Source organism: Rhodoferax lacus, from assembly GCF_003415675.1.
GTDB lineage: Bacteria > Pseudomonadota > Gammaproteobacteria > Burkholderiales > Burkholderiaceae_C > Allorhodoferax > Allorhodoferax lacus.
Genome location: NZ_QFZK01000004.1, coordinates 73,595 through 88,890, shown reverse-complemented (window position 1 = coordinate 88,890; position 15,296 = coordinate 73,595). Strand labels below are relative to the sequence as shown.

The window sequence follows — 15,296 nt, the reverse complement described above, 5'->3', positions numbered from 1 at the left end:
GTGTAGCGGGCTTTTGCGCGGTGGGCGTTGGCCTTAGTTGAAGGGCAGCGAGACCTCCGCCATGTTGCCGAGCACGGTATTGGCGATATACATGTAGTTGGAGCTGAACGCACCGGTTGCAAAGGTCGCGGGTGCGGTCAACAGCATGCTGCCGGAATTGAGCTGGCTGTCGACAAACGTACAACTGGTTTGGCTGCCACGTGTCGGCTGTTCGGCCACAAGAATCTGAGGGCCCGTAGTCTGAACACCAGAAGCAGCCTGATGCAAGCCGACACCACAGTGCTCTGCCCGTGCTCCGTACACGGTGGAATTGGCAAAGCCGAAAGACAGCTTGTCACTCAGATCGGTCTGGTCCCCCTTGACAGCATTCAGTCCCGCTGCATTGACGGGCGTCGTGCTGATGTTCTGGGGAAACAGTTGGGCGTCGTTGGCGGTAACAAAGGCAAGGGACAACGGAATCGTTGGAACCTGGAACGCGTACGAATACAGGACAACGCCGGCTGCATCCTTCAACACATATTTGAACAGGGAACCGGGCACCAGTGCGGCCTCGTCATAGCACACCGTCGTGCCACTGACGGCCGGCACGCCAAACAAGCTGTATCCGGCCTTCAGGTCCTGGCAACTGCTGATGGCCTCCGGTCCATTGACCGTTTTGCTGCCTTGTGCATACAGAATGCCCAAAGCGGTCGGGCGCACAGCCGGCGCGACTGCCTCTGGGGGAGTCACCAACTGAACAATCGCGGATGCACCCACGCCGTCCGGGGTGGTGCTGTCATACGTACGCAAAGCACCGGCCAGGCTGACCACATCCACGCTGGCAATGCCTTCTGCAACCGCGTCACTGGTATTGATGTGCAGCGGCAATGACCTGTCATACGTCACCGACGTGGCGCCGTTCGGATAGGTGATGTGCTTGCTGACACGTGCCTGCATATGCATGCTGATGCGCCCAAAGCCCGCAACGCGCCAACCCGCGCAAGTGGATCCGGCACCCTGCGCCGCACCTTTGATGAACTTCCAATTGTTGACTCCACTGGAGTCCACACTGATTGCCATCTGAACCCAGGCGGTATCAACGCCGTTGAACGCGGGTGTGCTGACTGGTAACACGGAGGTGTCGGTAGTGCTTCCGGTTCCCGCGATAGGCGAAAAATCAAAAGCTGAAAATCCGCGGGGAACAAATGCAAGTCCTGCCTGGGCAAAGCCGCCTGCTGATGGGACTGTGGTCAGCTTTGTGACGATCCTGTCGTAGTCCAGTCCGGTGCTGCCAGCGTTCGGGCCACCAATACGGAAGGTGGGATCGACATATTTGCTGAGCGCAGCGCTGCTCGGCGGTGTCGACAGGGTGGACGGGTACAGCGCATTGAGTTCATTCATGCAGGTACGGATTTCCTTCAGCGCATTGGCAGCGGCTGCCGCAGCCGTGAGTTGGGGCGCAGTCAGGCTCACCGGTGCTACCGGCGCACCACCGGGATTGCCGATATCCAGACTCAGACTGGCGAGGTTCTGGTTCGGTGCCGATACCAATTTGATGGTAGCCACAGGTGCGCTGGCGGTTGCCGGGGTTACTGCAATAGCGTCAAGCAAGGCATCGAGTCCCGTGCCATTTGCCGGGAACGCGGTTGAAAACGGATCGAAGGCGCCAAGACCCAGCGATCCGGCCAAGCCCGACAGGGCACTGGCTATCTGGCTTTTGGCCGCGCTCAGGTTGGTGCTGTTGACGCTGTTCAACGCCGACTGGCAGGCCGCAAGGTCCGCGGGAACCGAAGAGGTGCACAAATTGGCCAAGCTGGCACCACCGGGTTGACCGCTGGCGGCAGAGACAATCAGGTCGGTCAGGGGCGTGATGTTGACTGTCTGTCCCGCCGCAGTGGCAATCGAATTGAGAGAAACCATCTGCCCGCCCGAGGAGCCAACAATGCTCAGCATGAAGGGTGCGGTACCCCCTGTGACATCCACTGTGAAACTGCCCATGGCGTCTGATTGGCCCGGAAACGTCCGGCCGTTTTTGTCGATGGCAACAACCTTCCCGGTGATGGGCGTGCCGGTCGCAGCGGTTCCTGTCAGGGTGCTGGTCACAACGACCGGAGTGCTGGTGCTGGTGCCCGTGCCGCCTCCGCCACCGCAGGCAACCAGCACTGCGCACAGCATGGTTGTTGTAATTCTCTTCATTCCTGACTCCTGAAATTGATTTAGACCTTCATTCTCAATTTCATCCAGGAAAGAAGACATCCCATGAATATGGGAGGGGGGCTTACATCCAGAGGCAAGGCCCCTGCACCCGTACCACCACCGTATGCGCTGCCAGGTCATCATGCAACGGCAACTGGGGCTTTACCTGCAGCAAATGGGAGTGCGCTAGTCGCCGGGATTGCCGCGGGAGCAGTCTTTCGGGTTGCAGTCGGGAAAGACCCGCAAGACTCCAGGTGTTCGAGCAAGTTTTCACCACGAAACAACTGGTTCGATTGGACTAAGATTGGCTTCAACCCAAGCTCGGGAAACAGGCCTGTTGGCTTTTGTTACTGATGCTTGGTCAGCCGTAAAGCCGAAAGCAATTCATTGATCCCCATATGGAAAAACTGACGTCCACAGACAAGAGCGCGGTCATCCGTAGCCTCAGTGAAGCCATTCAGGATATTGTCTTTTTCAAGAATCCCAATGGTGAGTACCTGTTTGCAAACCACGCGTTTGAGCGGCTGTATGGCTATACGCTGGAACAAATTATGGGGAAGTCAGATTACGAATTTCTGGTGAAGGACGAGGCTGACTACTTTGCTGGTCGAGACAAAGATGCCATGGAAGCTGGCGAGCCCACCCGTTCCGAGGCTTGGCAAGTCAATGAACTGACGGGAGCGCAGGAATGTTACGAGACCATAAAGACGCCTGTTTTTTCAGAGGATGGTCAACTTATTGGGCTTGTGGGCGTCGTGAAAAACGTTACCAAGATAAAACAAGCCGAAGAAGTACTTCGAAGCCAGAAGGTGTCCGATTAGTCTGCCGCTTCGTGTGAATGCCTTGGAAGTCGCACGCAGACATCCCGTCACTTTGACACCGTTAGCCCTGCCCTGAAATGGGGCGTCCCTTCACGGGCGAAGCACCTACACCCGCACCACCACCGTGTGCGCCGCCAGGTCATCGTGCAGCGGCACAGCAGCACCCGGCTGCAGCACGCCGTCCAGCAGTACTGTCACAGGCGCCAGACTATCCACGGCACTGACCCGCTTGACCTCGATCGCGTAAAGCGTCGCGCCAAAGCGGTACTGCATCGCAAAGCCCGGCCAGTCGGCCGGCAGGCAGGGGGTGAAGTGCAGCGTGTCCACCTCCAGGCGCAGGCCCAGCAGTGACTCCAGCACCAGCCGGTACATCCAGCTGGCCGACCCGGTGTACCAGGTCCAGCCACCGCGCCCTGCGTGTGGGGCCACGGCATACACGTCGGCGGCCACCACATAGGGCTCCACCTGGTAGATGGCAACAGAGGCCGCATCGCTGCCATGGCGCACCGGGTTGATCAGGTTGAAGCAGTCCCAGGCGCGTTGGCTGTCGCCTTGCGCAGCAAAGGCCATCACCGTCCAGATAGCTGCGTGGGTGTACTGGCCACCGTTCTCACGCACACCGGGCAGGTAGCCCTTGATGTAGCCGGGGTTCAGGGCCGACGTGTCAAAGGGCGGCGTGAGCAATTGAATGAGTCCCTCCTCGCGCTTCACCAGGCGGCGCTCCAACGCGTTCAGGGCCGTGGCCGTGCGTACCGGGTCACCCGCGCCCGAGATCTGCGCCCAGCTCTGGGTGATGGAGTCGATCTGGCACTCGGCGTTCTGCACCGAGCCCAGGGGCGTGCCATCGTCAAACCAGGCGCGGCGGTACCAGTCGCCGTCCCAGGCATGGGCATCGATATTCAGGCGCAGCTGCTCGGCATGCGCCAGGCACTCATCGGCAAAGGCGATGTCGCCGGTGGCGCGCGCCAGCACGCTGAATTTTTTCAGCGTGTCAAACAGGAAGAAGGCCAGCCACACGCTCTCGCCCCGGCCCTTGATGCCCACCAGGTTCATGCCGTCGTTCCAGTCGCCCGAGCCCATCAGCGGCAGGCCATGGGCGCCCATGCGCAGGCCGTGGCGCAGAGCCAGTACGCAGTGGGCGTACAGGTTCTCGTGTTCCTCGGAGACGCTCGGCAGGTCGTAATACGACTCTTCTTCCGGGTTCAATGCCCGGCCCTTCAGAAAGGGCACGGACTCCAGCAGCACCGCGCTGTCGCCGGTGGCCTGCACATAGCGGCAGGTGGCCTGCACCAGCCACAGGTAATCGTCCGAGCACAGGGTGCGCACGCCGCGGCCCTGGGGCGGGTGCCACCAGTGCTGCACATCACCCTCTACAAACTGGCGTGCCGCACAGCGCAGCAGGTGTTCGCGCAACAGCTGTGGCGCGGCATGCACCAGGGCCATGCTGTCCTGCAGCTGGTCGCGAAAGCCATAGGCCCCACCCGACTGGTACAAGCCGGTGCGCGCCCACAGGCGGCAGGCCAGGGTCTGGTAGAGCAGCCAGCCATTGGCCAGCAGGTTGAGTGCCACATCGGGCGTTTGCACCTGCACCGCACCCAGGGTCTGCGTCCAGTACGCCTGCACGGCCTGCAGTGCGCCCTGCGCCCCCATGGGTTCGCGCAGCTGCTGCACGTTCAGGCGCGCATCCTCCAGGCCGCGCCGCCCGGCCGCTCCCAGGCGGAAGGTGATGACGCGCTCCTGCCCGTCCTGCAATTCAAACGGCACCTGAATGGCCGCACACGGGTCGAGCCCGGTGCCCACCCGGTTGGACAGGCCGGTACGCAGCAGGGCCAGCGGACGCGCCACCGATCCATTGCGTCCCAGGAACTCACGCCGGTCGCAACTAAAGGTCACGCCGGGGCCGCGGGTGTCGCCATCGGCATCGAAGAAGGCCATGCGGTCGCCAAACTCCGGGTTGTAGGGGTTGCGCGCCAGGAGGGCACCGCTGCCGGGCTCCATCTCGGTGCCCACGTGCATGGCCGACTTGGAAGGCAGGTCGCCCAGCACCCACTCCACATAGCCCGTGGCCGAGAGCTTGCGCGCACGCTGCGAGCGGTTGCGCACGCGCAGCTGGCTGAACTTGATGGCCGCGCTCAGGTCCACGAACACGGTGAGTTCGGTCTCGATGCCGTCCTGCGTGTGCGCAAACACACTGTAGCCAAAGCCGTGGCGCGTGACATGGCGCCCGGCGCCGCCGCAGGGCAGTGCCGTGGGCGACCAGAAAGCGCCCGACTCTTCGTCGCGCAGGTAGCAGGCCTCGCCCGTACCGTCGCTCACCGGGTCATTGCTCCAGGGCGTGTAGCGGAACTCGTGGGCGTTCTCGCTCCAGGTATAGGCGCTGCCGCTCTCCGATACCACGGTGCCGAAGTGGGCATTGGCAATCACGTTCACCCAGGGCAGCGGCGTGCTGCTGTGCTGGCCCTTCTCATCCACGGTGGTGGCTATGACGTACTCGCGCCCATCGGCCGAGAAGCCGCCCAGGCCGTTGAAGCACTGCAGCCCGGCCGGCAGCGGCACGGGCGGCAGGCTGAGCACGGGCAGCGCGACCACCGGCGCCAGCAGGGCTGGCAGGGTGCGCGCCTCGCGGCCCTGGCGGCGGTTGGCCTGGTCCATGAGGCTGCCCTGCTTGTCGCTGATGACAATGCGCGCCACGGCCTGGAACAGGGTGCGGTCTTCGGCCGACATGTGCTCGGCCATGCGCACAAAAATGCCGCCGGGCCGGTCGGTGAAGTTGGCCTCCAGGCCCGAGGCAATCAGGCCCATGATCTGCTCCTGCAAGGCTTGGCGGTAGCCGGCATGGTCTTCGTTCCAGATCACCAGGTCCACCGCCAGGCCCTTGAGGCGCCAGTAGGCATGGGCCTGCACCAGCTGGCGCACCAGCTCGATGTTGTCCTGTTTGCTGATCTGCAGCAGCACGATAGGCAGATCGCCCGAGACGCCATAACCCCACAGGCCGGACTGCCCGCGCCGGTTGCTTCCGAGCACCGCCATCTGCGCGCGCTGCGCCGGGTTGGCATAGACCACCGAGCTGGCCAGACGGGCATAGAGCTGGGCATCGGCCTCGGAGGCGTTGATCTGCTGCAGGTTGACCCAGGCGTGGGTGATGGCCAGACCCAGCACGCGGTCGGCCAGGTGCCGGTCGCGGTATTTGTCCATCAGGGCCAGGGCCTGCTCGCGCGCCTCGGCCACACCGGTTACCAGGTCCAGCGTCACCGTCTGCCCAGGTGCCAGAACAATGCGGTGGCGTATGGCCAGCACCGGGTCCAGCACCGGGCCTGCAGTGTCGGACAGGGCCTGGCAATCGGCGTCCAGCGCCTGCGGCGCCTGCAGCGAACGCGTGCGGCCAATAAAGCGCATGCGGTCGGTCTCGAACGAGGTGGCGTGCGCATCGGCCCCGTGCACGGCCATCAGGTGGAACAAAAAGGCCGGGGCTTCGCCGGCGTCACGCGGCCTGCGGTGGCACAGCAGGGCCTGGCGCTCGCGCACGATCTCGGTCTGCACAAACAGTTTGCTGAAGGCCGGGTGCAGCGCGTCCGCAGCGGCCGGGGCCAGCACCACCTCGGCATAGCTGGTGACCTCAATGGAGCGGCGGCTGCGGCTGCGGTTGGTGATGCGGGTGCGGCGCAGCTCGATGTCGTCTTCGGGCGAGACCACGATTTCGGTGTGCGTCTCCAGCCCGTGGTCGCGGCGGCGGAACTCGGCGCGGCCTTCGGAAAATATGGCCTCGTAACTGTCGCTGGCCTGCAGGGTAGGCTGGTGCGCGCCAGACCAGAAGTCACCGCTTGCGACATCGCGCACATAGCAAAAGCTGCCCCAGTTGTCGCGCGTTCCGTCCTCGCGCCAGCGCGTCAGGTCCAGCCCCTTCCAGCGGCTGTAGCCGCCACCCGACTGGCTCACCAGCACGTGGTAGCTGCCGTTGGAGAGCAGCTGCACTTCCGGGGTGGCAGCATCCGGTTGGCGCAGCACGCGCAAGGGGCTGGCCTGGCCCAGAACGGCGCTGTGGATGTCGGCCAGCTCGGGCGCGTGGGCCTGGAACACGGCGGCATTGGGCACGCGCTCCTGCAGCAGCAGCGCGGTGGCCTGAAACATGGCCTCAGCCGCAAAGCGCCGGGGCATGGGTTGGTCCAGCAGCACATGCGAGATGGCCAGCAGGCTCATGCCCTGGTGGTGGGCCATGAAGGAGCGCACCACGGCGCCGCTCTGGCCGTGCGGCAGGCGCGAGGGCGTGAAGTCCATGGCCTCATACATGCCGTAGTCGCCCTGCAGGCCCTGGTCTGTCATGCGCTGCAGGTTGCGGCAGGCCGCATCCGGCAGCACCATCAGCGCCAGCGCCGAGGCGTAGGGCGCAATCACCAGGTCATCGGCCAGACCGCGCTTGAGGCCCAGGCCGGGCACGCCAAAGGCGCGGTACTGGTAGTTCAGCGCCGCATCCACCGTGTTGTAGCCGGACTCGGATATGCCCCAGGGCACGCCGTGCTGCTCACCGTAGGCAATCTGGCGCTGCACCACGGCGCGGCAGGTCTGGTCCAGCAGGGTGTTGGCATACACCGGCATCACCAGGTTGGGCATCAGGTACTCGAACATGGAGCCGCTCCAGGACAGGAGCGTGGGCTCAGCGCCGGCCGATGTCAGCCGGCGACCCAGGGCAAACCAGTTGTCCTGCGGCAGCTCGCCCAGGGCAATGGCCACAAAGCTGCACAGACGGGCCTCGCTGGCCAGCAGGTCATAGTGCCCGGTGTCAAGGCGGCGCTCGTCCACGTTGTAGCCCACGGCCAGCAGATGGCGCGCCGAATCAAACAAAAAGCCATAGTCGGCCAGCGCCATGGCAGCGGCCTGGCGCGCCAGCGTTTCCAGCTGGTCCAGACGGGCCAGCGCCTGCGGCTGGCCCGCGGCGGCCAAGGCGCGCAGCGTGGGAATGGATGGCGGCTCCGACGGTGCGGGTGCATTGCCGGCATCGGGTGCTGCGACGTGCAGCAGCGCCAGCTCGGCACTGGCATCCGCGCACTGCGCCAGCAAGGCCAGGCACCAGGGCTGCGCCTGGGCTGCGGCGTCACCGCTGGTGCCCTGCAGCAGGCCCAACAGCGAGGCACCCAGAGTGGCCACGCTGTCCAGGCACAGCAGGGCCGTGCGCACGCTCAGCGGCGGGGCGCTGCATTGCAGCTCCAGCTTCTGCGCCAGTTGCGACAGGCTGCGCTGCAGCTCGGCACTGGCAGCGCCGTCCAGAGCCAGGATCAGATTGCCCAGCGCATCGGCCATGCCATGGAAGGTGCGCGGGTTCAGGATGGGCTGGTCGGCCAGCGCCAGCAGCGCCGGGCGCAGGGTCAGCAAATGGCCCGACAGGTTGCCGCTGTCCACTGCCGAGATGTAGCGCGGCAGCAGGGGTTGGCAGGTTTGCGTGTCATACCAGTTGTAGAAGTGCCCGGCATGGCGCTCCAGCGTTTGCATGCTGTGCAGCGCATCGGCCGTGCGCTGCAGCAACTGGCCGCTGCTGATGTAGCCAAAGTCGTAGGCCGTGGCATTGGCCAGCAGGGCCAGGCCCATGTTGGTGGGCGAGGTGCGGCGCGCCAGCACAGCCACCGGGTGCTCCTGGTAGTTGTCGGGCGGCAGCCAGTGGTCCTGTGCTGACACAAAGCGCTCGAAGAAGCGCCAGGTGCGCCGCGCCAGCTGGCGCAAAAACAGGGTTTGCGACAGGTCCAGCTGCACCGGTGCTGCGCTGACCGGGCGGCTGATCCACCAGGCCAGACCAGGCGCCAGCAACCACGCCAGCAGGATGGGCGCCACCTGCCACAGGGTATGCAAGCGTGCGTCCAGACGCCACAGCAGCACGGCCGTGGCCACCGCCAGCAGCGGTGCCATGGCCATGCGCGCCAGCGTGCGCCGCAGGTCGGCCGCGCTGCCCGCAGGCACCGGGCACAGGGCTGCCGCGTCCGACGACTGCCACTCCAGCAGGCGGCGGTGCGTGAGCAGCAGGCGCGCATTGGTGCGCAGCACCGCGTCCAGACAAAACCAGGCCTCGTGCGGCAGCAGGGCCAGCGTGAGGGCCACCTGCAGCAGCTGCTTTTGCAGCGCGCCCTGCACGGTGCGCGCATGCTGGCGCCAGGGCAGGTCCTGCGGCTTGTGCAGCAGGCTCCAGAGGTTGGAGGCCACGGGGGTCAGCAGCCACAGGGCCAGCACGGCCAGTGTCCAGCCCAGGGCCTGCGGCAACAGGGCCCAGCCCAGCAGCAGCAGGGCCAACGTGGCCGGGGCCACCAGGCTGCGGCGCAGGTTGTCCAGCACCTTCCATTGCGACAGCCAGGACAGCGGATTGGCCTCGCGCACACCCGGTACAAAGCCGGGCACACGCGGCAGCAGCCACGAGGCGATCTGCCAGTCGCCGCGCATCCAGCGCACACGGCGGCTCACGTCGGCGTCGTAGCGGGCCGGGTAGTCGTCATACAGCTGCACATCGCTGAGCAGGCCGCTGCGGGCGTAGCAGCCCTCCAGCAGGTCGTGGCTGAGGATGCGGTTGTCGGGCAGTCGCTGGTGCAGCACCTGCTCGAACACATCCACGTCGTAGATGCCCTTGCCGATGAAGGAGCCTTCATGGAACAGGTCCTGGTAGACGTCGGAGACGGCGCGGGTGTAGGGGTCCACCCCGGCTTCGCTGCCCATCAGGCGCGCGTAGCGCGAGCGGTTGCTGCTTTGCAGGCTGACCGCCATGCGCGGCTGCAGGATGCCGTAACCGGCGGTGATGCATTGGCGCTGTGCGTCCCACTGCGCGCGGTTGAGCGGGTGCGCCATCGTGGCGGCGAAGCTGCGTGCGGTGTCGCGCTGCAGCTGGGTGTCGGTGTCCAGGGTGATCACAAAGCGCACCTGCTGCAGCGCGGCGGTGTCGCCCACCACGCAGGAGAAGGCCGTGCCTGGTTTGCCACGCAGCAGCGCGTTCAGCGCAGCGAGCTTGCCGCGCTTGCGCTCATAGCCCATCCACACGCGCTCCTGCGCATTCCACAGGCGCGGGCGGTGGAACAGAAAAAACGTGTCCTGACCCGGCCCCGGGTATTTGCGGTTGAGCGCGGCAATGCCCTCACTGGCCAGCGCCAGCAGCGGCGCATCATCGTCCCGGGTTTCGCTGGATGCATCGGCCCAGTCGGTCAGCAGTCCATAGTACAGCTGCGCATCCTGGTTGGCCAGAAAGCGCACCTCCAGAGCCTCCACCAGCGCCTGCACCGAGGCCGGGCTGGTGAGCAACGTGGGCACCACCACCAGCGTGCGCGCATCGGCCGCCATGCCTTTGGAAAAGTCCATGCGCGGCAGCACATGGGGTGTGGTCAGCAAGGTGGCCAGCCAGTTCACCAGCGTCAGGGCCAATTGGCCACAGGCCAGCAGCGCCAGGCCCGCGGCCAGCCACAAGGCCCAGCCCGCCAGGCCTTGGGCGCGCGCCAGTTGCAGGAACACGGCACTGCCGCCCAGGCTGAGCAGCACCATGGCGCCCAGGTACAGCGGCAGCGGGTGGGTACGGGCCCAGCGCTGCAGGGCCAGGGTTTGGGGCAGCTGCACTTGCAGGGCGCGCTCCAGCACCGGCAGGCCAGCGCCCTCCAGGTAATAGCCCACGTGGGTGGACGGAGCCTGCGGCTCAGGCGTGGAAGCCTGTGTTTGCGCCACGCTCTGCGCATGCTGCGCCAGCTGCAGTACCTTGCGCGCCACCTCGGCCTCGGGCCTCTTGGCCAGGCGGGCGGTCTTCTCCACCACATGGCGGTAGCGGTCGCGGGTGGCAAAGTCCATGCGCGGGTACACCCCCAAGGGGTCTTCGCGCAGGGTGTGCTCCACCAGGCTTTGTTCTTCGACGAAGTCGCGCCAGTCGGTGGCACTGAGCAGGCGCAGGCTGGCAATGCTGTTGCTGATGCAGACCTGGTTGATGGCCTGGCTTTGGGTTTCGGAATGCACCAGCTGCTCGATGGTCTGGCCGGACTCGGAGAGGCTTTGCTCTATCCAGGTCAGCGGCAGGGCCAGGGCCGTGCTGTGGCCCTGCAGGCGGCGCGCCAGTTCGGCCACAAAGGAGTTGCCCAGGGTGGTGCCCGAACGCGCCATGTCCGAGATCACCAGGATCAGGTTCTTGGGGTCGTGCTCGGCCACGTGCAGCATCTGGTCGGCCCAGCTGCTGGCGCGGTTGCGCTCCTGCAGGCTCTGGGCCACGCGTGCGCCAATGCGGCGCAGGTTCTCGATCAGGGCCAGGCGCAGCATGATGGGGATGGCCCACAGCTCGCCCAGCTTGAGTTGCGCCACGTTCTGGTAGGACGCCACGAAGTGGTTGAGGTTCTCCGGGTCTACCCGGCCGTCACCGTGCGAGATGATCTCCAGCGCCATGTCATAGACGCGGGCCAAGCCCCGCGAGGGACCGTTGGCAAGCACCGGCAGCTCGCGGCTATACCACTTGGAGAAGTGCTTGCGCGCCGTGAGGATATGCTCTTCGATCAGGTAAAAATTGTCCAGCAGCCACTCGCCCGCCGGGGTGATGCGCCGCCCTGCGCGCACCGACTCCATCAACAGGTCACAGGCCTGCTGCAGGACCAGCGCATTGGCATCCAGGCGCTGCAGCAGCAAGTCGCGTCCGCGACCGGCCTGCAGGCTGTGAGCTTGCGCCAGGGTCTGGCCATGGCGCTCCATCTGCTCGGCGTTGAACAGCTCTGCACGCAGCGGCACATCGGCCGGACCGGGGCCCGGCCAGGCCCGTGGCAGGTGCAAGCCAGGTGCCACACCCCGCAGGGCGGTGCGAATGGCCTGGAACGCTTGCATCACTGCCTGCCTTGCAGCCCTTACTTGGCTGCAGGTACCGTCTTGGTGCCGGTCATTTCCACATCCACGCGGCGGTCAGGCTGCAGGCAGGCGATCAGCTTGGCATTGGCCTTGTTGCCCTTGCAGTCAGCCAGCTGGGTCACGGGCTCGGTTTCGCCCACGCCACGGGCCACGATGCTGGTGGCTTGCACGTTCTTGCTCACCAGGTAATCCTTGACGGCCACGGCGCGCTGCTCGGAGAGCTTCTGGTTGTACTTGGACGAACCGATGCGGTCGGTGTTGCCGGTGACGGTGATGGAGTCAGAGGTGGTGCCCGTGAGCTGGCGTGCCAGGCCGTCGAGCAATTCGCGGCTTTCAGGGCGCAGCACCGACTTGTCAAAGGCAAACAGTGCGTCGCCCGAGAAGCTGATCTTCTGCTTCACAGGCACCAGCACCACCACGGGTGCGGGCGCAGGGGCAGGAGCAGCCTTGGGTTCAGGCACGGGTGTGGCGGCCATGGGGGCAGGTGCTGCCACGACGGCTACTGGTGCGATCACGGCATCACAGGGTGCGGTGGCCAGGGCAGGCGTCCATTCGCCGGTGCGCCAGCATTCACCGCTGGCGTTCTTGACGTTGCTGCTGGAGCCATCCACCACATAGGCGGGATTTTGTGCGACGTTGTCGGCTGCCAGCACCAGAGCGGGCATGGAGCAAATGACGGCGGCAACGAGAGTAAGCGAGAGGGTTTTCATAGGGTTTCCTGGTTAAGTAACCCTGAGCTTAGGCACTGCGTCTGCAGAGGTCTGTGCGGAATCGCACATTCGTGCATCAGGCCCGCGCGTGCACCCCGGCCGCGGTGTCTGGCGGGTCGGAATGGAAGGTGTAGCAGCCGCCACCGCTGCGCTTGGAGCGGTACATGGCGGCATCAGCCAGGCTGATCAGGGACTGTGCGTCATGGGCGTCATCGGGGTACAGGGCAATGCCCGCACTCACCGACACCTGCAGCGTGTGCCCGCCTACCTCACTGGGTGCGGCCACGTCGGCAATGATTTTCCGGGCAATCCGGGCCGCGTCTTCGGGTGTGGACACCTCGGCCAGCAGCACCAGGAATTCATCGCCGCCGTGGCGGCCCACGGCATCCGAGTCGCGCACCGCCGCCTGCAGACGACGCGCCACCATCTGCAGCACGGCGTCACCCGTGGCGTGTCCCAGGGTGTCGTTGATGTTCTTGAAATGGTCCACATCCAGAAACACCACTGCGGTGTAGCTGCGGCGCCGCTGGGCCAATGCGATGGCGCGTTGCAGCCGGTCCAGCAGCAAGGCACGGTTGGGTGTGTTGGTGAGCGCATCGCACTGCATTGCAATGGCCAGCTCATCCAGACGGCTCACGGCGGCCAGCGCCGAGACCTGGGCATTGAGGGCCGACTGCACCCAGTGCGCATTGGCCTGGGGTACCTCGGATTGCTCCTGGGCACGCAGGGTATTGAGCCGGGTTTGCAGACCTTGCAGTTCAGCCCGCTTGGCTTGCACCTGGCTCTGCAGCCGCAGCAGGTTGCGCTTGACCGAGGTCGTACGCGCGTTCATTTTCCGTAGCGGCATGCAGTGTCCTTTTTTGTAATGGTGAGCCCTGAGGCCACCAGTCCAGCATGGCACCACACCGCCTGCGTGTCGGTGCGCAGGCACACGCAAGGTGCAGTCCCGCGAACCTGCAGTCTTGCAGCAGCCTGTCTAGTCAGGCGAGGATTTGCCCAGCACCTGGTGGGGGTCACCCGGCAGGATGTCTGACAGCAGGCGGTCAAACTCCAGCTTCACCACGGAATAGCATTCACAGACGCGCTTTTCCAGGCCAGGCCGGTCCAGCACGGTGATGTGGCCACGCGCATAGCGGATGTAGCCCGCACGCTGCAGCTTGCCCGCGGCCTCGGTCACGCCCTCGCGGCGCACACCCAGGTTGTTGGCAATCAGGTCCTGCGTCATGGTCAGCGAGTGCGAGGACAGCCGGTCCAGGCTGAGCAGGAACCAGCGGCACAGTTGCTGCTCAATGGAATGGTGGCGGTTGCAGACAGCCGTCTGGGTCATCTGCGTGATCAGGGCCTGGGTGTAGCGCAACAGCAAAAACAGCAAGGGCCCTGCGCGCTTGAACTCGGTCTTCATCACATGCGCCTTGAGGCGATAACCCCAGCCCGCGCTTTGCACCACGGCCCGGCTGGGCGTGGTGTCACCGCCCATGAAGAGCGAGATGCCCAGAATGCCTTCGTTGCCCACCACCGCAATCTCGGCCGAGGCGCCGTCTTCAAGCACATACAGCAGGGACACGATGGAGGTGGTGGGGAAGTACACATGGTTGAGCTTGCAACCGGACTCGTACAGCACATGGCCCAGCGGCATCTGCACCAGTTCCAGGTCAGCTTCCAGGCGTTTGAACTCCGCTGCCGGCAGGGCTGCCAGCAAATGGTTCTGAAAGGGGTTGTGGGGCTGGAGCATGGGGTGGCCTTCGGTACTCACTCAATGCAAGACAGCCAGGCACGGTAATGAATTTTCTGCAGCTTAAGGCTTATTGCCAAAGCGCATGGTGCGCTGCCACACATAGCAGTCATTGAAGAGGGTGATGCACCACCGTCCATACAAGACAGCTGGTTTTTCAAGCCTTGCCGTGCCGGCCTTCGACCATGCGGTAGCAACCGCAGGCTGCTGCTTTGAGGCCCACACCATCAATGATGTCGATGGCGCCGCGGCTGTAGTCAATCAGCTCGCGCTGCTTGAGGGAATGGGCCGCGTTGGTCACGCCCACACGGCGCACGCCCAGCATATGGCCCATCATTTCGTGGGTGATGTGGAACTGGCCAGACGAAAAGCGGTCGCGCATCATCAGGAGCCAGCGCGCCAGGCGCTCTTCAATCACATGGAAGCGGTTGCAGGCGGCGTTCTCGGAAATCTGCAGGGTCAGCGCCAGCACAAAACCCAGCACCGCATCGCGCAACACCTCGTTGCTGCGGAACTCCTGCACAAACAGTTTGGTCTTCATGCGCAGGGCCGTGCCCGAGCCCAGCACAATCACCCGAAAGGGCGACAACTGCGAGCCCATGACGCTGGCCGCGCCTATCATGCCTTCGCGCCCCATCAAGGCCACGGAAAACACGTCCTCCGTGTCCACCAGGTTCAGCAGCGACAACAGTGCGTCAGAGGGAAAGTACACATGACGAACGGCTTCACCGGGTTCGCAGAGTACGTCGCCTGCGGTCAGCTCCACCGTTTCCATGGAGGCAAGCAAACGTTGGTAGTCCAGACGTGGCAGGCAGGCAAGAATTTTGTTCACTACTGGCAATTGGCTCTGCAACATTCGATTTCTCAGGACGCTTGGATGGCATGTATGACATGGAAGACACGCGTCGAGTGTGCGCGCTAAACATCGCGCTCACGACTTGTGTATGCAGACGCACAAAACCCCCGTTGTTTTGTGTTCCTGCGTGCCGTGCACCCGGCGCATCCGGAAGCCAGGCAATTTCCGGA

The 15,296-nt window shown here is 64.7% G+C and carries 7 protein-coding genes; 1 reads left to right on the top strand and 6 read right to left on the bottom strand.

Features of this window, described 5'->3' with window-relative positions; genetic code table 11:
• Nucleotides 1-33: 33 nt before the first annotated feature.
• The gene (locus DIC66_RS08470) at nucleotides 34-2,235 is read right to left on the bottom strand and encodes a hypothetical protein (RefSeq protein WP_147321275.1); all 2,202 of its coding nucleotides are present in this window, start codon (nucleotides 2,233-2,235) and stop codon (nucleotides 34-36) included.
• 338 nt (nucleotides 2,236-2,573) lie between these two features.
• Between DIC66_RS08470 and DIC66_RS08465 the strand changes: the two genes are divergently transcribed.
• A complete protein-coding gene (locus tag DIC66_RS08465; protein WP_117176081.1) occupies nucleotides 2,574-2,996 on the top strand; it encodes a PAS domain-containing protein in 423 nt (140 codons plus the stop codon).
• A 105-nt stretch (nucleotides 2,997-3,101) separates the two neighbouring features.
• Here the strand turns inward: DIC66_RS08465 and DIC66_RS08460 are convergent, their stop codons facing one another.
• The 5 genes from DIC66_RS08460 to DIC66_RS08440 all read right to left on the bottom strand — a co-directional run bounded on the left by DIC66_RS08460 (nucleotide 3,102) and on the right by DIC66_RS08440 (nucleotide 15,102).
• Nucleotides 3,102-11,807 carry a glycoside hydrolase family 94 protein gene (locus DIC66_RS08460; protein WP_117176079.1) on the bottom strand — a complete coding sequence of 2,902 codons (8,706 nt, stop codon included), beginning with the start codon at nucleotides 11,805-11,807 and terminating at the stop codon, nucleotides 3,102-3,104.
• 20 nt (nucleotides 11,808-11,827) lie between these two features.
• Nucleotides 11,828-12,538: an OmpA family protein gene (locus DIC66_RS08455; RefSeq protein ID WP_117176077.1), complete on the bottom strand. Its 711-nt coding sequence runs from the start codon at nucleotides 12,536-12,538 to the stop codon at nucleotides 11,828-11,830.
• 76 nt (nucleotides 12,539-12,614) lie between these two features.
• On the bottom strand, nucleotides 12,615-13,385 hold the full coding sequence (locus tag DIC66_RS08450; protein ID WP_117176075.1) for a GGDEF domain-containing protein: 771 nt from the start codon (nucleotides 13,383-13,385) through the stop codon (nucleotides 12,615-12,617).
• 129 nt (nucleotides 13,386-13,514) lie between these two features.
• Nucleotides 13,515-14,270, bottom strand: coding sequence for a Crp/Fnr family transcriptional regulator (locus tag DIC66_RS08445; RefSeq protein ID WP_117176074.1), 756 nt, complete (start codon nucleotides 14,268-14,270; stop codon nucleotides 13,515-13,517).
• A 157-nt stretch (nucleotides 14,271-14,427) separates the two neighbouring features.
• On the bottom strand, nucleotides 14,428-15,102 hold the full coding sequence (locus tag DIC66_RS08440; protein WP_199534691.1) for a Crp/Fnr family transcriptional regulator: 675 nt from the start codon (nucleotides 15,100-15,102) through the stop codon (nucleotides 14,428-14,430).
• Nucleotides 15,103-15,296 lie beyond the last annotated feature (194 nt).

Coding starts and splice junctions, on each gene's coding strand:
- DIC66_RS08460 (WP_117176079.1), bottom strand. CDS start 11,807: ATGCAAGCGTTCCAGGCCATTCGCACCGCCCTGCGGGGTGTGGCACCT.
- DIC66_RS08455 (WP_117176077.1), bottom strand. CDS start 12,538: ATGAAAACCCTCTCGCTTACTCTCGTTGCCGCCGTCATTTGCTCCATG.
- DIC66_RS08450 (WP_117176075.1), bottom strand. CDS start 13,385: ATGCCGCTACGGAAAATGAACGCGCGTACGACCTCGGTCAAGCGCAAC.
- DIC66_RS08465 (WP_117176081.1), top strand. CDS start 2,574: ATGGAAAAACTGACGTCCACAGACAAGAGCGCGGTCATCCGTAGCCTC.
- DIC66_RS08445 (WP_117176074.1), bottom strand. CDS start 14,270: ATGCTCCAGCCCCACAACCCCTTTCAGAACCATTTGCTGGCAGCCCTG.
- DIC66_RS08470 (WP_147321275.1), bottom strand. CDS start 2,235: ATGTCTTCTTTCCTGGATGAAATTGAGAATGAAGGTCTAAATCAATTT.